This window comes from Staphylococcus sp. B1(2026), assembly GCF_058895785.1.
In genome coordinates, this window is record NZ_JBZXTS010000010.1 from 15,489 (window position 1) to 39,744 (window position 24,256).

26 protein-coding genes are annotated in these 24,256 nt (G+C 30.5%); 25 read left to right on the forward strand and 1 reads right to left on the reverse strand.

Annotated elements, in window-relative coordinates; all coding sequences use genetic code 11:
• The first annotated feature begins 3 nt into the window (after window positions 1-3).
• From yqeH to holA, 12 genes are all read left to right on the forward strand, one after another.
• Window positions 4-1,122, forward strand: coding sequence for a ribosome biogenesis GTPase YqeH (yqeH, locus tag AC5EAH_RS03070; protein WP_493493284.1), 1,119 nt, complete (start codon window positions 4-6; stop codon window positions 1,120-1,122).
• A complete protein-coding gene (gene aroE, locus AC5EAH_RS03075; RefSeq protein ID WP_493493285.1) occupies window positions 1,123-1,932 on the forward strand; it encodes a shikimate dehydrogenase in 810 nt (269 codons plus the stop codon).
• Window positions 1,933-2,229, forward strand: coding sequence for a ribosome assembly RNA-binding protein YhbY (gene yhbY / locus AC5EAH_RS03080; protein WP_493493286.1), 297 nt, complete (start codon window positions 1,933-1,935; stop codon window positions 2,227-2,229).
• Entirely contained in the window at window positions 2,229-2,828 is a 600-nt protein-coding gene (locus AC5EAH_RS03085; protein ID WP_493493287.1) for a nicotinate-nucleotide adenylyltransferase, read from the forward strand. Before yhbY ends, AC5EAH_RS03085 begins: the two co-directional genes overlap by 1 nt.
• Window positions 2,797-3,360, forward strand: a complete 564-nt coding sequence (yqeK, locus tag AC5EAH_RS03090; protein ID WP_493493288.1) for a bis(5'-nucleosyl)-tetraphosphatase (symmetrical) YqeK — start codon at window positions 2,797-2,799, stop codon at window positions 3,358-3,360. The genes AC5EAH_RS03085 and yqeK overlap by 32 nt, the downstream gene beginning before the upstream one ends.
• 9 nt (window positions 3,361-3,369) lie before the next feature.
• On the forward strand, window positions 3,370-3,717 hold the full coding sequence (gene rsfS, locus AC5EAH_RS03095) for a ribosome silencing factor (RefSeq protein ID WP_493493289.1): 348 nt from the start codon (window positions 3,370-3,372) through the stop codon (window positions 3,715-3,717).
• Window positions 3,718-4,440 carry a class I SAM-dependent DNA methyltransferase gene (locus AC5EAH_RS03100; protein ID WP_493493290.1) on the forward strand — a complete coding sequence of 241 codons (723 nt, stop codon included), beginning with the start codon at window positions 3,718-3,720 and terminating at the stop codon, window positions 4,438-4,440.
• Between the two features lie 147 nt (window positions 4,441-4,587).
• Complete coding sequence (locus AC5EAH_RS03105) at window positions 4,588-5,109, forward strand: helix-hairpin-helix domain-containing protein (RefSeq protein ID WP_493493291.1); 522 nt, start codon at window positions 4,588-4,590, stop codon at window positions 5,107-5,109.
• A 40-nt stretch (window positions 5,110-5,149) separates the two neighbouring features.
• Window positions 5,150-5,614: a ComE operon protein 2 gene (locus tag AC5EAH_RS03110; protein WP_493493292.1), complete on the forward strand. Its 465-nt coding sequence runs from the start codon at window positions 5,150-5,152 to the stop codon at window positions 5,612-5,614.
• Window positions 5,615-5,806: 192 nt separating this feature from the next.
• Window positions 5,807-6,049, forward strand: a complete 243-nt coding sequence (locus AC5EAH_RS03115) for a hypothetical protein (protein WP_493493293.1) — start codon at window positions 5,807-5,809, stop codon at window positions 6,047-6,049.
• 36 nt (window positions 6,050-6,085) lie between these two features.
• Window positions 6,086-7,849 (forward strand): DNA internalization-related competence protein ComEC/Rec2, encoded by a 1,764-nt coding sequence (locus tag AC5EAH_RS03120; RefSeq protein WP_493493294.1) that lies wholly within the window; start codon window positions 6,086-6,088, stop codon window positions 7,847-7,849.
• On the forward strand, window positions 7,846-8,859 hold the full coding sequence (gene holA / locus AC5EAH_RS03125; protein WP_493493295.1) for a DNA polymerase III subunit delta: 1,014 nt from the start codon (window positions 7,846-7,848) through the stop codon (window positions 8,857-8,859). The genes AC5EAH_RS03120 and holA overlap by 4 nt, the downstream gene beginning before the upstream one ends.
• Window positions 8,860-8,940: 81 nt before the next feature.
• Here the strand turns inward: holA and rpsT are convergent, their stop codons facing one another.
• A complete protein-coding gene (rpsT, locus tag AC5EAH_RS03130; protein ID WP_493493296.1) occupies window positions 8,941-9,186 on the reverse strand; it encodes a 30S ribosomal protein S20 in 246 nt (81 codons plus the stop codon).
• A 169-nt stretch (window positions 9,187-9,355) separates the two neighbouring features.
• Between rpsT and lepA the strand changes: the two genes are divergently transcribed.
• From lepA to AC5EAH_RS03195, 13 genes are all read left to right on the forward strand, one after another.
• Window positions 9,356-11,185, forward strand: a complete 1,830-nt coding sequence (lepA, locus tag AC5EAH_RS03135; RefSeq protein WP_493493297.1) for a translation elongation factor 4 — start codon at window positions 9,356-9,358, stop codon at window positions 11,183-11,185.
• Between the two features lie 75 nt (window positions 11,186-11,260).
• Window positions 11,261-12,391 carry a radical SAM family heme chaperone HemW gene (gene hemW / locus AC5EAH_RS03140; protein WP_493493298.1) on the forward strand — a complete coding sequence of 377 codons (1,131 nt, stop codon included), beginning with the start codon at window positions 11,261-11,263 and terminating at the stop codon, window positions 12,389-12,391.
• A 204-nt stretch (window positions 12,392-12,595) separates the two neighbouring features.
• Entirely contained in the window at window positions 12,596-13,732 is a 1,137-nt protein-coding gene (locus AC5EAH_RS03145) for a BMP family lipoprotein (protein WP_493493299.1), read from the forward strand.
• 330 nt (window positions 13,733-14,062) lie between these two features.
• On the forward strand, window positions 14,063-15,583 hold the full coding sequence (locus AC5EAH_RS03150; protein ID WP_493493309.1) for an ABC transporter ATP-binding protein: 1,521 nt from the start codon (window positions 14,063-14,065) through the stop codon (window positions 15,581-15,583).
• A 1-nt stretch (window position 15,584) separates the two neighbouring features.
• Window positions 15,585-16,682 (forward strand): ABC transporter permease, encoded by a 1,098-nt coding sequence (locus AC5EAH_RS03155; RefSeq protein WP_493493300.1) that lies wholly within the window; start codon window positions 15,585-15,587, stop codon window positions 16,680-16,682.
• Complete coding sequence (locus AC5EAH_RS03160; RefSeq protein WP_493493301.1) at window positions 16,675-17,598, forward strand: ABC transporter permease; 924 nt, start codon at window positions 16,675-16,677, stop codon at window positions 17,596-17,598. Before AC5EAH_RS03155 ends, AC5EAH_RS03160 begins: the two co-directional genes overlap by 8 nt.
• A gap of 107 nt (window positions 17,599-17,705) precedes the next feature.
• On the forward strand, window positions 17,706-17,975 hold the full coding sequence (locus AC5EAH_RS03165) for an ACT domain-containing protein (RefSeq protein ID WP_493493302.1): 270 nt from the start codon (window positions 17,706-17,708) through the stop codon (window positions 17,973-17,975).
• 11 nt (window positions 17,976-17,986) lie between these two features.
• Complete coding sequence (locus AC5EAH_RS03170; RefSeq protein WP_493493310.1) at window positions 17,987-19,336, forward strand: PFL family protein; 1,350 nt, start codon at window positions 17,987-17,989, stop codon at window positions 19,334-19,336.
• Between the two features lie 109 nt (window positions 19,337-19,445).
• The gene (locus AC5EAH_RS03175; RefSeq protein WP_493493303.1) at window positions 19,446-19,781 is read left to right on the forward strand and encodes a helix-turn-helix domain-containing protein; all 336 of its coding nucleotides are present in this window, start codon (window positions 19,446-19,448) and stop codon (window positions 19,779-19,781) included.
• Window positions 19,782-19,938: 157 nt separating this feature from the next.
• Window positions 19,939-20,925, forward strand: coding sequence for a hypothetical protein (locus AC5EAH_RS03180; RefSeq protein WP_493493304.1), 987 nt, complete (start codon window positions 19,939-19,941; stop codon window positions 20,923-20,925).
• A gap of 79 nt (window positions 20,926-21,004) precedes the next feature.
• Window positions 21,005-22,342, forward strand: coding sequence for a DnaD domain protein (locus AC5EAH_RS03185; RefSeq protein ID WP_493493305.1), 1,338 nt, complete (start codon window positions 21,005-21,007; stop codon window positions 22,340-22,342).
• Entirely contained in the window at window positions 22,342-23,283 is a 942-nt protein-coding gene (gene dnaI / locus AC5EAH_RS03190; RefSeq protein WP_493493306.1) for a primosomal protein DnaI, read from the forward strand. The genes AC5EAH_RS03185 and dnaI overlap by 1 nt, the downstream gene beginning before the upstream one ends.
• A gap of 44 nt (window positions 23,284-23,327) precedes the next feature.
• Window positions 23,328-24,227 (forward strand): RluA family pseudouridine synthase, encoded by a 900-nt coding sequence (locus AC5EAH_RS03195; protein ID WP_493493307.1) that lies wholly within the window; start codon window positions 23,328-23,330, stop codon window positions 24,225-24,227.
• The last annotated feature ends 29 nt before the right edge of the window (window positions 24,228-24,256 follow it).

Consider the following 24,256-nt stretch of genomic DNA (forward strand, 5'->3'; position numbering starts at 1 on the left):
AATATGACACAACATTTTAATTGTATTGGTTGTGGCGTACCAATACAGATAACTGATAAAAAAGCGCTTGGTTATGCACCGAAAGCTTCGATTGATAAAGCTATCGAAAATGATAGTGACCCTATTTGTCAACGTTGTTTTCGTTTAAAACATTATAATGAAATTCAAGATGTTGATTTAACAAGTGAAGATTTCTTAGCTATGTTAAACAGTTTATCTAAAGAAGAGGGCTTAATTGTTAATTTAATTGATATTTTTGATTTTCATGGTAGCTGGATTCCAGGATTAAAACGCATTGTGGGTAATAAAAAAATCATTTTAGTAGCTAATAAAGTAGATTTATTACCTAAATCAGTTAAAGCGCAAAAAATTAAACAATGGATTTACACGATGGCTAAAGAATTAGGCATGAAACCAGATGATGTCTATTTAATTTCAGCAACGAAACGTCATCACATTAAAGAAGTAATGGCTGCTATTGAACATTATCGTGAGGATAAAAATGTTTATGTAGTGGGAACAACCAATGTAGGTAAATCTACGTTTATTAATTGTATTATTGAAGAAGCTTTAGGTCAGAAAAATGTGATTACAACTTCGCATTTTCCAGGCACAACTTTAGATTTAATTGAAATTCCATTAGATGATGGTAGTGCAATTTTTGATACACCGGGAGTTATTCAATCACATCAAATGGCACATTTATTAACACATAAAAGTTTAAAACTAATGTTTCCTAAGAAAGAAATTAAACCACGTGTTTATCAATTAAATGAATTACAAACATTATTTATTGGTGGTCTAACCCGTTTTGATTATTTAAAAGGTGGTAGAAACGCATTTACTGTATATGTTTCAAATGATTTAAATATTCATCGTACAAAATTAGAAAAAGCTGAACATTTATATGCAACACAATTAGGTCAGTTATTAGCACCACCATTTGAAGAAGATATAACTTTTTTCAAAGATATGGTGTCACATCAATTGACAATAAAAGATAGAAAGACAGATATTGTTATTTCTGGTTTAGGTTGGATAACAGTAAATGAAGCTAATATTCAAGTAACGGTTCATGCACCGAAGAGTGTAGAAGTTTTTACAAGAAAGTCAATTATATAAATGAAACAATATGGATTAATAGGCTATCCTTTAGGTCATTCTTTATCAGCTGAAATGCATAATTTTGCTTTTAAAACATTAAATATTGAAGCACAATACAGTAGGATAGAGTTATTACCTACAGAATTAAAACAATTACCATTATATTTTGAAAATTTATCTGGCGTTAATGTGACTATTCCATATAAAGAAAAAATTATCACTTTATTAGATGAATTAGATGAATCAGCGCAACGAGTAGGTGCAGTTAATACAATTATAAAAAAGGATCAAAGATTAATAGGCTATAATACGGATAGTTATGGTTTTTTGCAAGGTTTATATCATGCTAATCAAGCTGATAAGATTCATTCGAAAATTTTAATTATAGGTGCAGGTGGTGCTGCAAAAGCGGTTGTTGCGGCTTTATTTTATCAAGGTGCAGAAGATATAACACTAATTAATCGACAATTTGCTAGACAACAAGATTTTAGTCACTATCCTATTACATTTAAATTATTTGAAGAAATTAACAGTTTAGCTGAATATGATCTAATTGTTCAAACAACACCAATAGGGACAGCAGGCTATACTCAAGACTATCCAATTGATTTGACGACAATATCATCTACAGCCTGTTGTTATGATTTAGTATATAACCCATTAATTACACCATTTTTACAACAGGCGCAAAGACAAGGTGCAACGATAATTAATGGTTTATCTATGTTAGTTTATCAAGGTGCAAAAGCTTTTGAATTATGGACAGGCCAATCTATGCCAACAGATACAGTTATAACAATATTAGAAAATAAATTAAAGGAGAAATAAATGTTAACAGGTAAACAAAAACGTTATTTAAGAAGTACAGCGCATCATTTAACACCAATAGTACAAATAGGTAAAGGTGCGATTAGTGAAAATCTAGTACAACAAGTAAATGAAGTCTTAGAAAAAAGAGAACTAATTAAAGTAAGTATTTTACAAAATTGTGAAGAAGATAAACATGAAATTTCGCAAACATTAGCACGTTTAACAAAAGCAGAGTTAGTACAATTAATAGGTTTAACAATTGTATTATATAAACGCTCATCACAAGAAAAATATAGAAAGATAGAGTTACCATAATGTCTAAAAAAATAGGTTTGTATGGTGGTGCTTTTGATCCGATTCACCAAGGTCATTTAATGATTGCTAATGAAGTGAAAACACAATTGAATTTAGATGAAATTTGGTTAATTCCTTCGTTTCAATCACCATTAAAAGAGAATAAACCTTATGCAACAAGTGAACAAAGACTAGCTATTTTAAATTTAGCAGTTCAAAATGTCGAATGGTTAAAAATTACTGATATAGAAATTAAACAAGAACAAATGAGTTATACATATGACACTGTAACACAATTAAAACAGATGTATTCAGATACACATTTTTATTTTATTATTGGTGGTGATAGATTAACTGATTTACATTTGTGGCATAGAATTGATGAATTATTACAATTAATTGATTTTGTGGCTGTACAACGTCCGTATATAGCTCTTCCTGATAAAATACCTAATCAAGTACATTTGATTAAGATGCCATTAATTGAATTGAGTTCGACTTTAATTCGCCAAAAATGTTTTAACCAACAAAGTATTAGTTTTTTATTACCTTATGAATGCGAAAAGTATATTAAGGAGAACCATCTTTATGAAAGAACAACAAGCGATAAATTTAGCTAAGCAACTTTTACCGACGCATCGTTTCGAACATTCTTTAAGAGTGCGAGAGACAGCATTAAAATTAGCTAGAAAATTTGATGTTAATCCAGAAAAAATTGCTATTGCAGCTATATTGCATGATATTTGTAAATATGAAGATGAGGCAGTGATGCGTAATTATATAAAACATGCGAAAATGGATAAGAGATTGTTAGACTATGGTAGTGAAGTTTTACATGGTCCTGCTGCAGCTGCAAAATTAGCACAAGAATATCAATTGCTAGATCAAGATATTGCTTTAGCAATTACTTATCATACGATTGGTCGTGTAGGTATGTCAGATATTGAAAAAATTATTTTTGTGGCAGATTATATTGAACCCGGTCGTACACATGCAGCTTGTCAACAAGTTGCTCATATTGCTTTTGATAATATAGATAAAGCAATTTACCAAATTTGTTTGAATACATTACAGTTTTTAATTAGTAAGGAAGTAATGATTTTTCCAACTTTGGTTGAACTATACAATGATTATAAATTTAAGGAATTTTAAGGAGAACACATGACAAAAGAAATTAAAGAATTATTAACAATTGCTTATAAAGCTGTAGACAGTAAACACGCTTTAGATATTGAGGTCATCGATATGACAAATTACAGTATTTTAACAGATTATACAATCATTTGTGAAGCTAATACTGAACGTCAAGTAGAAGCAATTGCTAAAGAAATTAAGGATGAAGTGACAAAAGCAGGTTTTGCGATCAATCATATTGAAGGTGCTGATAATGCACGTTGGATTTTAGTTGATTTAGGTGATGTAATTGTTCATATTTTCCATAAAGAAGAAAGAGATTATTACAAATTAGATAGATTATATCGTGATTTACCAAAGGTGGTTTTAGCATAAATGTCTTATGAACAAATAGGTCATCTTTATGATAGTTTACAAGATGAACAACAGTATCAACAATGGTATCGTTTGATTCGTCATTTTAAACCACAAAATGATGAAATTATTTGGTGTGATATTGCTTGTGGAACAGGCCTAATGTTAGCCAATCTACCTGAAATCACCCATAAAATAGGCATTGATCTTTCATCAGATATGTTGATGCAAGCGCAACAAAAAAATCCAACAGTATCGTTTATGCAACAAAACATGTCTGAATTTAATTTAGGTCATCAAGTGGACTATATTACTATTTTATGTGATTCTTTGAATTATTTACTAACTATAGAAGAAGTAATTGCAACATTTAAAGCAGTGTATCAGCATTTAACAACAGGCGGTGTTTTTTTGTTTGATGTGCATACATTAAATCAAATTAAACAATTTGCTAGAGACGAAGTTTATCAGTATGATGATGGTGAAGTAAGTTATATTTGGTATTGTGATGAAGTAGATAATGGCAAAATTATTCATGATTTAATTTTTTATCAACAGTATGCCAATGATTTATATCAACGTATTGAAGAACAACATATAGAACAAACATATGATACAGCAACTTATATTGATTTACTTGAAAAAGTAGGGTTTACAATTAATCATGTTTTCTATGATTTTGATATTAATCAACAACAAGAAACTAATGCAGCAAGATTATTTATAGTGTGCCAAAAAGACTAGTTTATACTAGTCTTTTTTTAGAAAAAATATTTTGTTAGTGTATATAATTAATAGGAGAGGATGAAAATGGAATTAGTTAAACTTATCATTCAAAAATATTGAAAAGTACTATTAATTACAAGTTTACTCGTAGTAGGTGCTATTACGATGTTATTTCAACAAATACAAACACAAAATAAATTACCAGAAGCGATATCTATTATAACACCTAAAAAATTAGTAGAAATAGAGCAAAAAAATATGACACAACAAGATATATTAGTTGATATTAAGGGGGAAGTAAATCATCCAGGTGTCTATCATATGACATCACAAGATCGTATTTTAAATGTAATAGGTAAGGCAGGTGGATTAACAACTAAAGCGAATACGAATACAATTAATTTGAGTGCTAAAGTGACTGATGAAATGATGATTTATATACCTAGTCAATTAGAAAATACAACAGATTCATCTCAATTATCAACGACACAGCATACTGATAAAATAAATATTAATCAAGCAGACGTAGGTGAGTTACAAAATATTCCAGGCATAGGTGCAACAAAAGCGCAGAGTATTGTCGAGTATCGTCAGCAACATCGTTTTCATCAAATTGAAGAAATTAAAGAAATAGAAGGAATTGGTGACAAACTCTTTGAACGTATTAAAAACAAAATAGCTGTCTAATATAAAATATGATATGATAATACTATTTAGGAGGGATACTATGGAGAGAATGTCATGGCACCATTATTTTATGGCACAAAGTCATATTTTAGCATTACGTTCAACTTGTCAGCGATTATCAGTAGGTGCCACTATTGTTAGAGAAAAAAGAATTATTGCAGGTGGATATAATGGTTCTATTACTGGTGATGAACATTGTATTGAACAAGGGTGTAAAGTAGTAGATCATCATTGTATACGTACAGTACATGCTGAAATGAATGCGTTATTGCAATGTGCTAAATTTGGTGTAGCAACAGAAGGTGCTAGTATTTACGTAACACATTTTCCATGTTTACAATGTACTAAATCAATTATTCAAGCTGGTATTAGTGAAATTTATTATGCAAATAACTATCATAATCATGCGTATGCACTTGAATTATTAAATAAAGCAGGCGTAATGATTAAAGAAATACCCTATAGTTTAGAAGTTTTACAACAACAAATAGAACATAGATTATAACAAAAAGGAGGTTATATTATTAAACTTTTCATTTATGTTTTATCTATGGCGACACTTATTGTAACTTTAACACACCATTATCTATATGCTATATTTTTACTTGGTATTATCACTTTGATGTGTAAAAAACATAAAATAAAATTGAATTATTGACTATTAATTGTTTATGGTTTATATATTGGCTATCAACAAATGAATATACCTAGCCAACCACAACATATTACGACAATAACTATTACACAACCATATAGTCAAAAAGATCAAATGATGACAGGTGAAGCAATTTTAGATCATCAGCGTGTTAAATATCATTATCAAATTCAACAAACACTGCCTTTTAAGTCAGTACCTGTGACATGTAATATCAAAGCAAGTGTAACATCTATTTCACCAGCTAGAAATTTTCATCAGTTTAATTATCAACAATATGCGTGAATTTATCATATCTATTATGAAGCGCATATTAAACAGATGACTTGTCAATCTATCCCAACGTATTCACCAATAACATGGCTCGAAAATTATCGTCATCAATTAATAGTTAATATGTATCAAACGCATCCTACAAAATTAAGTGCCTTAATTATTGCGATGGTATGGGGAGAAACTAGTTACTTATCTAATACGGTGAAAGAAGATTATCAAATATTAGGTTTAGTGCATTTATTAGCTATTTCTGGTAGTCATGTTATTATTTTGCTAACATTGATAAATAAATTATTAAATAAATTTATTACTATATTATGGATTGAAGCCATGATTAAATATAGTTTGTTACTTGCCTATATGATTTTAGCAGGACAGCATATGCCAATTATACGAGCAGTGTTAATGGTCATATTATTAGATTTAGCTAAAAATCTGCAGTTAACAAAATTTGATTGTATAAATAGTTTGGTGATGCTATTCCTGATTATTAATTACAGAATATTATTTGATGTTGGTTTTCAGCTATCATTTACCATTACTTATGCCTTGATTTTATTTAATGATAAACTAAAAAGTTTACATAATAATTTTATAAAATCATTTTTAACCATTTTATTATGTCAAATTGTTCTTTTACCGTTAACAATCAGTTATTTTTACACTATTTCATTAGCAAGTATCGTTGCTAATTTACTTTACATCCCATTTTTTACAATTATATTGTTTCCAATTATACTTTTTCTGGCTTTATGTTATATGATTTCTGATAACTTATTTAGTTTAAGTCATGATACTTGTCAATTAGTCATTAATTTAAATGATATATTTATTACTTGGCTACGTAGTACACTTGTTGACCAATTAATTGTAGGCGCATGGTCTTCGTTAGCGTTGATAATATTGACGATAATGATTCTCTATTTTCTTTATCTGTTAACTGTTAAGTATTATTATCGAGCCATTACGACAGTATTAATGGTTATTATATGGATTGTGTTAAATAGTATTAAATGGTCAACAACTGTAAGTTTTGTTGATGTGGGACAAGGTGATAGTATTATTATTGAAACAGCATTTAATCATCAGACGATGATGATTGATACAGGCGGACAATTTAAACAATCATTGTATGATAAAATTTTTAATGCCTATTTTAAAGGACAAGGAATTAAACAAATTGATATATTAGTATTAACACATGCTGATTTTGATCATATGGGTGATACTTTGAATATTTTACAACATGTTAATGTTAAACAATTAGTGATGACACGGAATAGTTATCAGCACGAAAAAATGGTAGATATTATCAACTATGCTGAAGCGCATCAAATTGATATTCGTTTAGTAGCTACAGGTGAGAAGATTGTTTTAGATAATCTACAATTTGTTGTTATTTCACCTGATAAAGATTATCCTATTCAAGATACTAATGCTAATTCAATTGTTTTATATGGTGAGATTGGTGGGCGTACATTTTTATTTACAGGTGATGCGACTAGTGAAGAAGAGCGACATTATATGACTTATTTACCTCATATTAATGTTTTGAAAGCAGGTCACCATGGAAGTCATACGAGTAGTGGTTTACCATTATTACAAAAGATACAGCCAGATGATGTGATTATTTCAGCAGGTGTGAATAATCGTTATCATCATCCACATCGAGTAACTTTAAATCGTTTAGCATATTTTACTGACCATATTTATAGTACTCAAAATTCAGGCATGATAAGATATCACTATATATTAGGTTTTTGGTGGTTAGAAACAAAATTACAAGAGAGGTTATCATTTATTAAATGAAACAATTAGATTTACAATTAAAACAAAATCAACAGTTATTTATATTGTATGGCAAGGAAACTTTTCTTATTCAACAAGCACAAGATAAAATTATTAATCGTTATATTTCAACAGAAGATGAATTTTCTGTTATAACTTATGATATGGATAATAGTAATATTTCAGAGGCTGTATTAGAGGCATCAACTGTACCATTTTTAGTTGATAATAAAGTCATTATTTGCAAAAACTGTTATTTTTTATCGTCAGAAGTAAAAAAAGAAGCAATAAAGCAAGATTTGGAAAGTTTAATAACATATTTAGATAATCCGGCACCATTTTCTATTTTGGTTTTAATTTGTCCAACAGAAAAAATTGATCAACGAAAAAATATTGTAAAAAAATTAAAAAAACAAGGTTATGTTTATTCGGCTGAAACACCAGATAGTCATACTTTGAAAAACATGATTAATAATAGATTAAGAGAACATCATTTGACTATTGAACCTCGTGCTTTAGAACGGTTATTATTGTTAACTCATGATAATATTACACAAATAGATAGTGAATTAACTAAATTAATTTTATTTGTTGGTCGTCATGAAGTAATTACAGAAGAAATTATCGAACAAAATGTTGTGCCTACTTTAGAGCAAAATGTATTTAAATTAAGTGAATATATTTTGAAAAATCAAGGACAACAGGCATTAGAATTACTAGAAGGTTTACTATTAACTGGTCATGAACCAATTGCTTTAGTTGCTTTAATTGCTAGTCAGTTTAGAATTATGTACCAAGTGAAATTATTACAAAGTAAGGGCTATCGATTAGATGAAATTGCCTCTAGATTGCAGCAGAAAAATTTATATCGTGTGAAGTATACTGTAGATAAGATTAAAACTTATTCATTAACTTCTTTGTATGATATTATGGTTCAATTAGCGGAATGTGATAAACAATTAAAATCGTCATCATTAGATAAAAAAATGGTCTTAGAATTATTGATTTTATCATTATTAGGCAAAAAATAAAAAGGTCTGAAAACAGACCTTTTTATTTTGAATAGTTGACGCTATTCTCGTTTTATAAACACTCGCGAGAATTTATAAAAATTATTTGCTCATTAAACGAGATTTGTAACGATCAGCTGTGTTGCTGTGAATTAAATTAGATTTTTTAGCTTTGTCAATTAATTTAACAGCAAATGATACTAATTCAGTTACGTTTTCAGCATTTTCAGCTTTAGCTAATTTAGCTTTTTTGATTGCTGTACGCATTTCAGTTTTCTTAGCAGTGTTAATTTCATTAGCTTTTTTAGCAGTTTTAACACGTTTAATTTGTGATTTAATATTTGCCATGATTACACCTCCTAGATATTTATTGTTGTTGTTTTCAATTACAACATTACTAATTTTACGTGATAGAGTAATTAATTGTCAACTATTTTCTTACATTTGTAGATTTTTAAATCGTGATAGGATATAATCACTCTGTAAACACTTAATTGAAGAGGAGTAGAGAGAACACATGAACGATGAACAACGTTTGATTAGACAAGAGAAAATAAGAAATTTCTCTATTATTGCACATATAGACCACGGAAAATCTACCCTTGCTGATAGAATTTTAGAAAAAACACGTGCATTAGAACAACGAGAAATGAAAGCACAATTATTAGATTCTATGGATTTAGAAAGAGAACGTGGTATTACGATAAAATTAAATGCTGTACAAATTCATTATACAGCTAAAGATGGTGAAACTTACTTATTTCATTTAATTGATACACCGGGTCATGTCGATTTTACTTATGAAGTATCACGTTCGTTAGCTGCTTGTGAAGGTGCGATTTTAGTTGTAGATGCTGCCCAAGGAATTGAAGCCCAAACTTTAGCTAATGTTTATTTAGCATTGGATAATGATTTAGAAATCTTACCAATTATTAATAAAATTGATTTACCAGCAGCAGAGCCTGAGCGTGTACGACAAGAAATAGAAGATGTGATAGGTTTAGATGCTTCAGAAGCAGTATTAGCTTCTGCCAAAGCTGGTATAGGTATCGATGAAATCTTAGAACAAATTGTAGAAAAAGTACCAGCACCAATGGGTGATCCAGCTGCGCCTTTACAGGCCTTAATTTTCGACTCAATCTATGATGCTTATCGTGGTGTAATTGTATCTGTAAGAATTGTTAATGGTACAGTAAAACCAGGTGATAAAATTAAAATGATGGCTACTGGTTCTGAGTTTGAAGTCATTGAAGTAGGTGTCCATACACCTAAAGAAAAGAAAACATCAGAATTAACAGTAGGAGATGTTGGTTTTATTACCGCTTCTATGAAAACGGTAGGGGATACACGTGTAGGTGATACAATTACTTTAGCTAATAATCCAGCAAGTGAGCCACTGCCAGGTTATCGTAAATTAAACCCTATGGTATTTTGTGGATTATATCCGATAGATTCTTCTCGTTACAATGATTTGCGTGAAGCTTTAGAGAAATTAGAGTTGAATGATTCTGCTTTACAATTTGAACCAGAAACTTCTCAAGCTTTAGGGTTTGGTTTCCGTTGTGGTTTCTTAGGTATGTTACATATGGAGATTATTCAAGAACGTATTGAGCGTGAATTTAATATTGATATTATTGCGACAGCACCTTCGGTTATTTATAAAGTTAATTTAACTGACGGTTCAAATGTAGAAGTATCGAATCCATCAGAAATGCCAGATCCTCAGAAAATTGAAAATGTAGAAGAACCTTATGTCAAAGCTTCAATTATGGTGCCACATGATTATGTCGGTCCAGTTATGGAGTTATGTCAACGTAAACGTGGTAATTTCATGAATATGGATTATTTAGATGATATTCGTGTTAATATTATTTATGAAATGCCTTTAGCAGAAATTGTCTTTGATTTCTTTGACCAATTAAAATCAAATACTAAAGGTTATGCTTCATTTGATTACGAATTAATCGGTTATCAAGTAAGTAAATTAGTGAAAATGGATATTCTATTAAATGGTGAACAAGTAGATGCCTTAAGCTTTATTGTTCATCGTGATTTTGCTTACCCACGTGGTAAAGTCATTGTTGCTAAATTAAGAGAATTAATCCCAAGACAACAATTTGAAGTACCAATTCAAGCAGCAATAGGTAATAAAGTTGTCGCACGTGAGACGATTCGTGCTATGCGTAAAAATGTATTAGCAAAATGTTACGGTGGTGATATTAGCCGTAAACGTAAATTACTTGAAAAACAAAAAGAAGGTAAAGCACGTATGAAAGCAGTCGGTTCAGTTGAAGTACCACAAGAAGCTTTCATGGCCGTATTGAAGATGGATGAAGACGGTAAGTAATTATCAAAAATAATACGATACATTCTAAAGAGTGATGTTTAATCATCACTCTTTATTAATAGAAAGGAGATCTTTATGGTAGAACATGTTTATATACATATTCCTTTTTGTCATCAGATTTGTACTTATTGTGATTTTAATAAAATTTTTATTCAAAATCAGCCGGTTGATGATTATTTAGAGTGTTTGAGGCGTGAAATATGGTCTAAGGTGCAAGGACAAAATGTGAAGACGGTTTTTGTTGGGGGTGGAACGCCTACTGCATTAAATGAACATCAGTTGATTTATTTACTAGAGACGATTAAAGTAGCGTTTCCTCAAATTACTGTTGAGTATACTTTTGAGGCGAATCCTGATGAGTTAACGACTAATAAAATTGCGCTACTGGCACAATATGGTGTTAATCGATTGAGTATTGGTGTGCAAACTTTTAATAATGATTTATTAAAAGAATTAGGTCGAACACATCATGAGGAAGATATTTTTCGTGCGATTGAATTTGCGAAATCACAAGGACTAACAAATTTAAGTGTGGATTTAATGTATCGTTTACCTCAACAAACAATGGCTGATGTCGAAGATAGTGTGCAAAAAGTAATTGCTTTGGATATACCACATATTTCATGCTATTCATTGATCGTTGAACCAAAGACAGTATTTTATAATTTGCAGCGCAAAGGTTTATTAAAATTACCACCTGAAGAATTAGAGCTTGAAATGTATCAATATGTACAGCAAGCCTTTGATGCGCACCAGTTAAAACAATATGAAATTAGTAATTTTGCAAAACAAGGGTATGAAAGTCAACATAATTTATGTTATTGGCAAAATAAAGAATATTATGGTTTTGGTGCGGGTGCACATGGTTATGTAGATGGACAACGTTATGCGAATTTTGGACCTTTAAAACCGTATATGAATGCAGTGAAAACACAATCACATGCCATTTTTGAAAGTAATGCAGTGTCAACTTTAGAAAAAATGGAAGAATTTATGTTTTTAGGTTTACGTATGTTAGAAGGTGTAGAAAAAGCTTTATTTTATTCTGTTTTTAATCAACATATTAATGATGTATTTTCAAAACAATTAGAAAAGTTAATCGCACGTCAGTGGTTAGTTGAAACAGAAACACATTATAAATTAACACGTGAAGGTTTGTATTTAGGTAATGAAGTTTTTCAAGAATTTTTATTAACGACAACGTAATATGTTAATTTTTGTTAATTGTCTATCACTTTTTGACTATATTTATGATATAATAAAAGCAACCATGATATATATTAATCATAGATAATCAATGTATGATATAAAACGATTTCATTTGTTGTTGATATTTATTGTATATTATGGTAAATTATCAGTGTATTACTTTATCAGAGTAATTTTTAAAATTCAGGAGGATTTATATCAATGAAAAAAATGTTCAAAACATTTGGTGCATTAGCTGCAACAGCAGTTGTATTATCGGCATGTGGAGCTTCAGATTCAACAAAAGAAGCAACATCAGGCGCGGCAATGACTGATAGTGCATCTAAAGCTAACTTAAAAGTAGGTTTAGTATCTGATTCAGGTGGTATCCATGATAAATCATTTAACCAAGGAACTTACGAAGGTATTCAAGCATGGTTAAAAGATAATCCAGGATCAACTGAAGTACCTCCAATTGAAACAAAAAACGTTTCTGAATTAGCATCTAATTTAACAAACATGGCTAATAATTCTGATGCGGTATTTGCTTCTGGTTTCTTATTCCAAGAACCATTAAATACTGTAGCGCCTCAATTATTACAATCTAAGCCTGATGTTAAATTTGTATTAATTGATGCAGAAGTACAATCTGACAATGTTGCAAGTTATTTATTTGCAGAACAAGAAGCGGGTTATTTAGCAGGTATTGCTGCAGCATCACAATCTAAATCAGGAAAAGTAGGATTTATTGGTGGTCAAGCATTACCAGCAGTACAAAAATTTGGTTGGGGCTTCATTGCAGGTGCACAATCAGTTAATCCAAAAATTGAAATTTTCTATGAATATTCAGGTAGTTTCACTGATGTAGCTAAAGGTAAAACTTTAGCAGCTACAATGTATGACCAAGGTGCAGATGTTATTTTTGCAGCCGGTGGTGCGACAGGTACAGGTGTAATTAACGAAGCTAAAGAACGTGTTAAAGATGGCGAAGACATTAAAAACTGGGTAATTGGTGTTGACCGTGATCAATATGAAGATGGTTTATTAAATAAAGATGATGCAAATAGTAAATCTATTATTTTAACATCAGCAGTTAAACGTGTTGACCAAGCAGCAAAAACAGCTTTAACAAGTATTAAAGAAGGTAAATTTGAAGGTGGTAAAACAACTATTTTAACAGCTAAAGAAGACGGTGTAGGTATTCCAGAAGAGAATAAAAACTTATCTGAAGAAATTTTAGGTAAAGTAAAAGCATCTTTACAAGAAATTAAAGATGGTAAAATTACAGCACCAGCAACACAAGATGAAATTAATAATTTCGTTAAAGAAAAATCTGTTAAAATCACGGGTAAATACTAAATTTATCAAAAATATTAGCTAGTTTATTTCTAGCTAATATTTTTTTATCTATAAAATAAAACGCTTACTAAAATAATTGAAGTGACGAATAATAAGGAATAGACTGATTATTTTTTAAGCGTTATTTATTAAATCGTTTATTAGTATTTTAGATAAATTAGTTATTTTCATTCTTGTCAAAAAAAGTTATAATAAAGAAGCATCAAAGTAACTTTATAAAACTGGTTTGAAAAATTATTGTTACTTTTTGCTAATTGATAATATGAATTGATGTTTTTATTAAAGGAGGAACATATTGTGGTAACAGAAATAAGGCCAACAACCAGTAATATAGAATATGCGATAGAAATGATAGATATTCGCAAAGAATTTGGTACTTTTGTAGCCAATGATAATATTACATTGCAAGTAAAACCACAAGAAATCCATGCATTATTAGGTGAAAATGGTGCTGGTAAATCAACGTTGATGTCAGTCTTATTTGGCTTATATCAACCAGATGGTGGTTATATTAAAGTACGTGGAGAACGTGTAGATATTAATAATCCTAATAAAGCAACAGAATTAGGGATTGGTATGGTACACCAACATTTTAAATTGGTTCATAATTTTACTGTAACTGAAAATATTATTCTAGGTATGGAACCAATGATGGGTGGGAGTATTGATATCAAAAATGCTGCCAAAAAAATTAAAGAAGTGTCTGAACGTTACAAATTAGATGTAGATCCTCATGCTAAAATCGAAGATATTTCTGTAGGAATGCAACAACGTGTAGAAATTTTAAAAATGCTATATCGTGATGCAGAAATTTTGATTTTTGATGAACCAACGGCGGTACTAACACCACAAGAGATTGATGAGTTAATGTCAATTATGAAAAATTTAGTGAACGAAGGTAAAACGATTGTTGTTATTACACATAAACTAAAAGAAATTAAAGCAGTGGCTGATCGTTGTACAGTTATTCGTCGTGGTAAATATATTGATACGGTAGATGTTGCGAGTGCTACAACAGAAAGTTTAGCAGAGCTAATGGTCGGGCGTAAAGTAAGTTTTACAACGGAGAAAAAAGAAGCACAACCACAAGGAGTTGTATTATCAATTAAAGATTTAACAGCAGTTGATGCACGTGGTGTAGATATTTTGAAAAAATTATCTTTAGATGTTCGTGCAGGCGAAATTTTAGGTATTGCTGGTATTGATGGTAATGGACAAAATGAGTTGGTTGAAGTGTTAACAGGTTTAATGGATGCTACGGGTGGTCAAATTAACTTTTTAGGTCAAGATTTGTTAACGAAATCAATTCGTCAAAGAACATTATCAGGAATTGGACATATTCCAGCTGACAGACATAAATTCGGCTTAGTGTTAGATTTTTCTATTGCAGAAAATGCCGTGTTACAAACCTATTTCCAACAGCCAAATTCTAAATATGGCTTATTAAATAATAAAGCAACTGCTAAACTGGCAGAAAGTATAGTCGAAGAATTTGATGTGCGTTCAAGTGGAGATATTTATACAATTGCACGTTCGATGTCTGGTGGTAACCAACAAAAATTAATTATTGGCCGTGAAATTCGTAGAAATCCAAAATTATTGATAGCTATGCAGCCTACACGTGGTTTAGATGTTGGGGCAATTGAATTCATTCATAAAAGTTTAATTGAACAGCGTGATGCTGGTAATGCCGTTTTATTAATTTCATTTGAATTAGATGAAGTAATGAATGTCTCTGATAGAATTGCCGTTATTCATGATGGACAAATTATTGAAACAATTGATGCCAAACAAGCTACCGAAAATCAATTAGGACTATTGATGGCTGGTATTGAAAGTCAGGAGGTTTAGTATGAAGAGTTCATCGTTATTTTATAATAAAATTTTACCGGTGTTAGCACCAATCGTTTTATCATTATTAATTGGTGTTATTATTATTGTATCAATTGGGGCTAATATTACAGAGGTATTGCCACAAATTGTAGATAATATTTTAGGTAATTCTTACAATATGGCAGAAATTTTTGTCGCAATGATTCCATTAATTTGTACAGGTTTATCTATTGCTTTTGCTAATAAAACAGGTTTATTTAATATTGGGGCAGAAGGACAATTTATTATTGGTGGGTTATCAGCAGCAGTTGTTGTAATAAAATGCGCATCATTATCGCCTACATTATTAGTTATTGTGGCTGTTTTAGCAGGTATTATTGGTGGTGCTTTGTGGGCTTTTGTTCCGGGATTATTAAAAGCACTATTTAATGTGAGTGAAGTCGTTGTTACTATTATGTTAAACTATACAGCATTATATGTTTCTCAATATGTTGTTGGTCATATCATTACAGGTAGTTCACCAACTGTATCACAAAGTTTAACAAATCCAGAAACAAAACTTGGTTTATTAAATAATCCAACGATTGCACAATTTTTCGCTAATGGTAGATTAGGAAATGATTTGTTCATTGCTTTAGTTGCTTTAGTCATTTATTGGTTTGTTATTAATCGTACAACTTTTGGTTTTGAATTACGTGCAGGTGGTTTTAATGCCAATGGTGCACTTTATGCAGGTATGAAAGTTAAACGTAATATTGTATTGTCAATGGTCATTGCAGGTGCATTTGCTGGCTTAGGTGGTGCAATTTTAGCTTTAGGACCAGTAGGGTTTGTAAGTGCCAATGCTGGATTTGAAGGTTATGGTTTTACAGGTATTGCGGTTGCATTATTAGGTGGTTCAACAGCAATTGGTGTCTTTTTATCAGCATTATTATTTGGTTTCTTAAATGTTGTGGCCATTCAATTGAATTTCATTGGTATTCCAAAAGAAATTGCAGCGATTTTAATTGGTTTAATTGTCTTCTTTGTCGGTGCCAATTACGTATTTAAACAATTAGGTATTCGTCAAGCGAAAAAACAATTATCTAAACAACAGGAGGCGAAAAATAATGGATAATTTTCTATCAATTTTAGATGCCACATTACAATATGCAGTGCCAATTTTATTAGCTGCAATAGGTGGTTTATATTCAGAACGCTCAGGTGTTATTAATATTGCCTTAGATGGTTTAGTGATTATGGGTGCTTTTGTTGCGGCAATTGCAAGTAATTCTTTATTTTCATCAATGGGTTTAACAGGTAATTTATTATCAATATTATGTGCCACTTTAGCAGGTTTATTATTTTCTTTATTACATGCTGTGGCATCAATTCACTTTAGAGCAGATCAAGTTATTTCGGGAACAGCAATTAATATGATTGCACCTGCTTTAACATTATTATTAGCTAAAGTCTATACAGGTGGCGGTTATGATATTGTTCTAGATAATGTTTTTCAACGTTGGGCAATTATTCCAGGTAAATTAGAGATTTATCCGACTGTCTTGATCGCTATTGTGATTGTGGCCATTACATGGTATTTATTATATCGACGTCCATTTGGATTGAGATTACGTGCAGTAGGGGAACATCCAAGTGCTGCTGACTCGATGGGAATTAATGTTTATAAAATACGTTATACAGGTGTATTAGTATCAGGTGCTTTAGGTGGTTTAGCAGGAGGTGTCATTGTATTGACATTTGCACAACGTTTTGACCAGAGTGTCACTGTTTATGGTTTTGGTTTCTTAGCGTTAGCCGCATTAGTATTTGGTAAATGGACACCATTAGGAACTACTTTAGCAGCGTTATTCTTTGGTTTAACGAAAGTATTTGCTGAGAAAGTAAGTATTTTATTCCCAGCTTTAGCTGTTTCTAAAGAATTATGGAATATGTTTCCGTTTATTATGACAATTATTGCATTAGTATTATTCTCTAAATCAGCAATTGCACCTAAGGCTTTAGGTCAAAGTTATGATAAAGGTAGTCGTTAAATCATAAAAAATCAGGTATAGTTACCTGATTTTTTTATTTATCGTATCTTATTAGAATGGCTTATGTTATAATCAAAAAATATTTATTATTTGGAGGATATGAAATTATGAAAGCTGTTATTACAGTGGTAGGTCAAGACCGTGTTGGTATTGTTTATGAAGTATCAAAATTACTGGCAGAACAACATATTAATATTGTAAATATTAGTCAACAAATTATGGATCACTATTTTACAATGATTATTTTAGTTGATTTACAAGAAGCAACATTAGCGTTTGATGAATTATCAACTTTATTATCTCAGCAAAGTCAAACATTATCATTAGATATTCGAATTCAAAATAACGAAATTTTTACCGCGATGCATCGTATATAGGAGGAATTATGATTCAATCACAAGAGATTTTAGAAACATTAAAAATGGTATCGGATCAAAATTTTGATGTTAGAACGATTACAATTGGTATTGATTTGCATGATTGTATAGATAGCGATATTGAAAAGTTAAATCAAAATATTTATGATAAAATCACACGTATCGGTAAAGATTTGGTGGCAACAGCTCAAGAGTTATCAACATTATATGGTATTCCAATTGTGAATCAACGTATTTCAGTCACGCCTATTGCTCAAATTGCTGCAGCAACTAAAGCTGATAGTTATGTGACAATTGCTCAAACATTAGATAAAGCAGCGAAAGCAATAGGGATTTCTTTCATTGGCGGCTTTTCTGCATTAGTACAAAAAGGTATGACTGCTTCTGATGAAGTGTTAATTCGTTCTATTCCAGAAGCTTTAAAAACAACAGATATTGTTTGTTCTTCTGTTAATATTGGTTCGACTAAAGCAGGAATTAATATGGATGCAGTGGCTTTAATGGGAGAAATTATTAAAGAAACTGCTGAAATCACGCCAGATAGTTTTGGGTGTGCCAAGTTAGTCGTATTTTGTAATGCGGTTGACGATAATCCTTTTATGGCTGGTGCATTTCATGGAACTGGTGAAGGTGAAGCCGTTATTAATGTAGGTGTTTCAGGGCCAGGTGTGGTTAAAGCAGCATTAGAGAATAGTGAGGCAAGCACATTAACAGATGTTGCGGAAGTCATTAAAAAAACTGCTTTTAAAATTACACGTGTAGGTGAGTTAATTGGTCATAAAGCTAGTCAACGTTTAAATATACCTTTCGGTATTTTAGATTTATCATTGGCACCGACACCAGCGATAGGTGATTCTGTGGCACGTATTTTAGAAAGTATGGGATTGTCAATTTGTGGGACAAATGGTACAACTGCAGCATTAGCTTTGTTAAATGATGCAGTAAAAAAAGGTGGTATGATGGCTTCATCAGCTGTTGGTGGATTAAGTGGTGCATTTATTCCCGTGTCAGAAGATGAAGGAATGATTGAAGCCTGTGAAAAAGGTGTGTTAACTTTAGATAAATTAGAAGCTATGACGGCAGTATGTTCTGTTGGTTTAGATATGATTGCCGTTCCAGGAACAACTTCGGCAACCACAATATCTGGTATTATTGCAGATGAAGCTGCAATAGGTATGATTAATTCAAAAACTACAGCAGTAAGAATTATTCCAGCAAAAGGTAAAGAAGTAGGCGATACCATTGAATTTGGTGGCTTACTAGGTACAGCACCAATTATGCCAGTTAAAGAGGGTGACTGTAATGTGTTTATTCAAAGAGGTGGACGCATTCCAGCACCCGTACAAGCATTAAAAAATTAAATAATAAAGTGCAAACTATCAATATATTTGTCAGTAATATATAAGTAATGGTATAATATTGTTGGAAGTTATAAGTAATTTTAGATTAGTTTAGACATGGGGGAGAATCATGAGCAAAAAACAAACCAAGTTAGCAACTAATCTGAAGACTTATCGCACATTATATGGTTTTTCTATGGCGTATATGGCAGAAGAATTAAATTTATCTAGTCATGGTGTTTATTCTAATTGGGAATATGGTCGTAGTGAACCTGGTGTCAAATCTTTAATGAAGTTAGCAGATGTTTTTAATGTAACAATGGATGAATTATTAGGCTATCAATCAACACAACAGCATACAGAAATGTTGTCTGATGATCAACGCACAATTATTAACATCGTTCGTTCTCTACACAGTGATGATGTAAGTGCATTGTTACATTTATTAAAACGTATTCATCGATAAGTCATCAAAGATAAGAGATAAAAAAGTAGTTACGATTATCGTACTACTTTTTTACTTTATTTATTAGCTTAATGAGATGACTTATTCTATATAGTTTCTTTTAATTTTAAAGTATGGTAGAATTTAATTAATTATATCGTATTATAAGGAGGATATCATGGCTGATTTAACGATTTCAGAAAAGAATTTTAATCTATCATATAATTTTAAGCAAGTGAGACAAACTATTGTTGATGCTTTAGTATTAATCAATGATATTAGTAATGATAAACATGTCAAAGTTGCTTATATAAAAATTTTAGATCATTTAATGATGTATACTTATAAATTTGAAGAGATGTTATTACGCCAGTTAATTGAAAGCAATGAGTTAACTCAAGAGATACCAGAAGAACAAACATATTATTTACAACAAGTCACATCGATTAAAGCACAATTAAAAACTGAGTTTAATCCAGAGCGTCTAATGAATGACGAAATAATGAATAAATTTGAAACTATGATTAGTCATATAGATCAAGATTTAACAGCATGGTTATCGCAAGACAATCAAGTATTATTTAATCAATATTTAGTTGAATTAATTCACCCGGATACTTTATCAGAGTTTATTTGGTGTAATACTTTTGTGAATACATTTACGAAACGTTTATCTATTAAACAAATTGTGGAAGCTTATGATGTACTACCTAAGTTAACAATCGAAGAATTATATGAAATGTATTTATTTATTTCAGAATTTAATATTAATGAAATTTTATTAGTAGATGTTGCACAACCATTACCACATTCAGAAAATATACATAAAGTTTTTGAATATTTGTATGATATTATAGAAAATAATATTAATTTTGTACCTAAAGAACAACAACATTTATCATTCACTAGTGTTATTGATAGTTATGTATCAGCAGATGTGCCTACTAAAGAGCGTTTTTTAGTATTAATTAAAAAAGTAAATGATATGTTGACGATAATTGAAGAAAATGATAATGTTAAAGTGTTATTTACACGTGCGTATCCTTTATTTATTGAAGCTTTTTATCAGCCATCAGATCAAACAAAGACGATTCATTATCAATTGAGCGCTAATTTTAATAATACTAAACAATATTTTGAATTATTGCAACAAACTATTCATTAAAATAACCTATCATAAATAAGAGATGGGCATACCTCATCTCTCTATTTTTATCTAATTAACTTTAAAGAGGTGAATCTATGTGAATCAAGAATTACATCAACTAGATGAATTTACTATTGTTAGAAAACAATTGCTATCAGCACATCAACTAGAAGTATTAAATAAATTGTATTTACCTCTTATTTCGATGGAAACAGCAGGTTTTTATCATTATTTGTCTCAACTGCCAAAAACATTTGCACAGAATACAGCAAAAAATAATCATTTAATTATAATGAATGACTTGAATTGTAGATTAGATACAATTTTGGTTCATCGTCATAAACTAGAAGCGCTAGGCTTATTAAAAGTTTATGTTAAAATGATGACACCTAAACAATTTATTTATGAAATTATACCACCTTTATCAGCTGAAGAATTTTTTAATAGTGCTTTATTGTTTACTTTATTATCAGAACGAATTAGTGAAACACGTACATTACAATTAAAGCAACAGTTAACCACGCAATCAAATTATAATGAGTATCAAGACATTACTAAAAATATTGATGATATTTATACGATAAAAAATATGACATTGTTTCATAAAAAGTCACATGAAGCTGCAACAATTAGTCCACAATCAACTATTCAATTTAGTCAGCAATTTGATTGGTTAGGGTTGATACAATTGTTAGGTGATAATTTTATTACTGAACAACAATTAACACCAGAAGTAAGAAAAGTGGCTGAAGAAGTTTTTATACTTTATAATACGACAATAATTGATATGAAAAATATTTTATTATCTTCTTTAAATCAATATCAACAAATTGATATTGAAAAATTTAAAACGAATGCGCGTCATTATTATAAATTTTATAATAAGAATTTGAATCAGACGGTTGTGTCAGAACCAATTGTTCATGAGACAACGGGTTCGAAATTAGATCAATTATGTCATTATTATGATACGCATTCACCATTGATGGTTTTAATTCAACGTTTTAATGCGCCTGTTTCAGAAGAAGTACAACAATCTTTAGAAAAAATTACATCAAAATATCATTTATCTCAAGGCGTCATGAATGTTTTATGTGATTATTGTTTGCAACAAACTAAAAAGAAAGTATTACCTAATTTTAAATATTTAGATAAAGTGGCTGCAGATTTTGCATTACAGCAATTAACGAATGCTAAATCGGCAATGTTATATGTTATTAAAAGTAAGAAACAACGTGAACAAGAACGAGAGAATAGACAACGTAAACAGGCTGACAAAGTAAAATACTCACCTTATCCACAAACATATAAGAAACAAGAACCTATACCACAGTACATGAAGCAAAAAATCACAATCACTGAAGAAAAAAATCAAGACACGCAATATATGATAGAAGAAGTTAAAAATTTAATCAACAATAGAGGAGAAAATTAATGGCACAACAAGAAGATATAATATCAATTTTTTCTAATCCTCAAGAGTTAAATCAGCGTTTTCAACAAATTAAAAAAAAGGTATTAGCACACCCAGATATTATAAAGTTTTTAGAATTAAATCAACAAAGTTTAGCACCTGATGCAATTAATCAAAGTTTAAGTGCATTAAATGAATATGCGGATGGTGTTAAAATTTGTCCGAATAATGCACCATTAGATCAATGTAAAAGCATGATGAAAGGTTATAATGTTCGTTTAAGAGTTAATCGTAATGGTTTGATAGAAACTTTTTATATTCCTTGTGCACATAAGAAATATGAAGTATCACAACAACAATTTAACAATTTATTTACCACTTTTAATGTATCAGAACGTCTGAAGTCTGCACAATTTAATGAAATTATTGTTAATAGTCAATCAAAAGCAGAAGTAGTTAAATATACAATGGATATACTCGATAAAATTTATCAAAAGCAGCCTTTAGACAAAGTAAAAGGTTTGTATATTCATGGTGATGTAGGTATTGGGAAAACATATTTATTATGTGCCATTGCCAATGATTTACGTGCCCATCATTATGCAAGTACGATGATTTATTTACCTGAATTTATTCGAGATTTAAAGCAAGGTATTAGAGATAATTCGTATCATGAACAGTTGAATTTTATTCGTCAACAACCTATTTTATTTATTGATGATTTTGGTGCGGAAGATTTAACACCTTGGGTGAGAGATGAAATTATTGGGCCACTATTGAATTATCGTATGATGAATGGTTTATTAACTTTTATTTCTTCGAATTTTAGCGTGGCAGAATTAGAAGTATATTTAGCACAAACGAAGCAAGGCAATGAACCAGTTAAAGCAATGCGATTAATTGAACGTATTAAAACTTTAACACAAGAATTTTATATAGAAGGTGAAAATTTAAGACATTAATAAAAATATTATGTCAACTTTTCACCGATAAGGAAGGAATTTTAATGAAACATATTGTAAAAAAAGAATCAGAAGGTATTAGATTAGATAAATTTGTCAATGAACAAAATGATCAGTGGTCAAGAACACAAGTTCAAATGTGGATTGAAAATGGCGATATTTTAGTTAATGAAACGAAAGTGAAAGTTAAATATAAAATAAAAGCAGATGATGTTATTACGATCGTTGTACCAGAAGTTCAAGAAGTAGAAATTTTAGCGGAAAACTTAGATTTAGATATTTATTATGAAGATAGTGATGTACTGGTTGTTAATAAACCTAAAGGAATGGTTGTACATCCGGCACCAGGTCATAGTTCAAAAACATTAGTGAATGGTTTGATGTATCATTGTACGGATTTATCGGGTATTAATGGAGAAATTAGACCAGGGATTGTACATCGTATAGATAAAGATACTTCTGGTTTGTTAATGGTTGCTAAAAATGATAATGCACATCGTCATTTAGTAGAGCAATTAGTGAAGAAAACAGTGACTAGAAAATATTATGCTGTTGTACATGGTGTCATTCCACATGATTATGGAACAATCGATGCACCCATTGGTCGTAATAAGCGAGAAAGACAAGAAATGGCAATTGTAGATGATGGTAAAGATGCTGTAACACATTTTCATGTGATTGAAAGATTTAAAAATTATACATTGGTTGAGTGTGAACTAGAAACGGGTCGTACGCATCAAATTCGTGTGCATATGAAGCATATTGGTTATCCATTAGTAGGTGATCCAAAGTATGGACCAAAGCGTACATTCGATATTAATGGACAAGCTTTACATGCGGCTATTATCGGATTTGTACATCCGACAACTAATGAATATATGGAATTTGAAGCACCAAAACCAGAATGGTTTGAAACATTACTTAATAAATTGCGTCAAGAATAAATTTGTATCTATTGCGTAGTTCAAAATCC

Bases quoted from the DNA above. Each gene is read 5' to 3' on its own strand.
- lepA (WP_493493297.1), top strand. From the start codon at position 9,356: ATGAACGATGAACAACGTTTGATTAGACAAGAGAAAATAAGAAATTTC.
- rsfS (WP_493493289.1), top strand. From the start codon at position 3,370: ATGACAAAAGAAATTAAAGAATTATTAACAATTGCTTATAAAGCTGTA.
- yhbY (WP_493493286.1), top strand. From the start codon at position 1,933: ATGTTAACAGGTAAACAAAAACGTTATTTAAGAAGTACAGCGCATCAT.
- AC5EAH_RS03145 (WP_493493299.1), top strand. From the start codon at position 12,596: ATGAAAAAAATGTTCAAAACATTTGGTGCATTAGCTGCAACAGCAGTT.
- AC5EAH_RS03180 (WP_493493304.1), top strand. From the start codon at position 19,939: ATGGCTGATTTAACGATTTCAGAAAAGAATTTTAATCTATCATATAAT.
- yqeH (WP_493493284.1), top strand. From the start codon at position 4: ATGACACAACATTTTAATTGTATTGGTTGTGGCGTACCAATACAGATA.
- AC5EAH_RS03120 (WP_493493294.1), top strand. From the start codon at position 6,086: ATGACTTGTCAATCTATCCCAACGTATTCACCAATAACATGGCTCGAA.
- AC5EAH_RS03100 (WP_493493290.1), top strand. From the start codon at position 3,718: ATGTCTTATGAACAAATAGGTCATCTTTATGATAGTTTACAAGATGAA.
- AC5EAH_RS03160 (WP_493493301.1), top strand. From the start codon at position 16,675: ATGGATAATTTTCTATCAATTTTAGATGCCACATTACAATATGCAGTG.
- AC5EAH_RS03195 (WP_493493307.1), top strand. From the start codon at position 23,328: ATGAAACATATTGTAAAAAAAGAATCAGAAGGTATTAGATTAGATAAA.
- holA (WP_493493295.1), top strand. From the start codon at position 7,846: ATGAAACAATTAGATTTACAATTAAAACAAAATCAACAGTTATTTATA.
- dnaI (WP_493493306.1), top strand. From the start codon at position 22,342: ATGGCACAACAAGAAGATATAATATCAATTTTTTCTAATCCTCAAGAG.
- AC5EAH_RS03175 (WP_493493303.1), top strand. From the start codon at position 19,446: ATGAGCAAAAAACAAACCAAGTTAGCAACTAATCTGAAGACTTATCGC.
- rpsT (WP_493493296.1), bottom strand. From the start codon at position 9,186: ATGGCAAATATTAAATCACAAATTAAACGTGTTAAAACTGCTAAAAAA.
- AC5EAH_RS03110 (WP_493493292.1), top strand. From the start codon at position 5,150: ATGGAGAGAATGTCATGGCACCATTATTTTATGGCACAAAGTCATATT.
- AC5EAH_RS03155 (WP_493493300.1), top strand. From the start codon at position 15,585: ATGAAGAGTTCATCGTTATTTTATAATAAAATTTTACCGGTGTTAGCA.
- AC5EAH_RS03085 (WP_493493287.1), top strand. From the start codon at position 2,229: ATGTCTAAAAAAATAGGTTTGTATGGTGGTGCTTTTGATCCGATTCAC.
- AC5EAH_RS03115 (WP_493493293.1), top strand. From the start codon at position 5,807: ATGAATATACCTAGCCAACCACAACATATTACGACAATAACTATTACA.
- aroE (WP_493493285.1), top strand. From the start codon at position 1,123: ATGAAACAATATGGATTAATAGGCTATCCTTTAGGTCATTCTTTATCA.
- AC5EAH_RS03105 (WP_493493291.1), top strand. From the start codon at position 4,588: ATGTTATTTCAACAAATACAAACACAAAATAAATTACCAGAAGCGATA.
- AC5EAH_RS03165 (WP_493493302.1), top strand. From the start codon at position 17,706: ATGAAAGCTGTTATTACAGTGGTAGGTCAAGACCGTGTTGGTATTGTT.
- hemW (WP_493493298.1), top strand. From the start codon at position 11,261: ATGGTAGAACATGTTTATATACATATTCCTTTTTGTCATCAGATTTGT.
- yqeK (WP_493493288.1), top strand. From the start codon at position 2,797: ATGAAAGAACAACAAGCGATAAATTTAGCTAAGCAACTTTTACCGACG.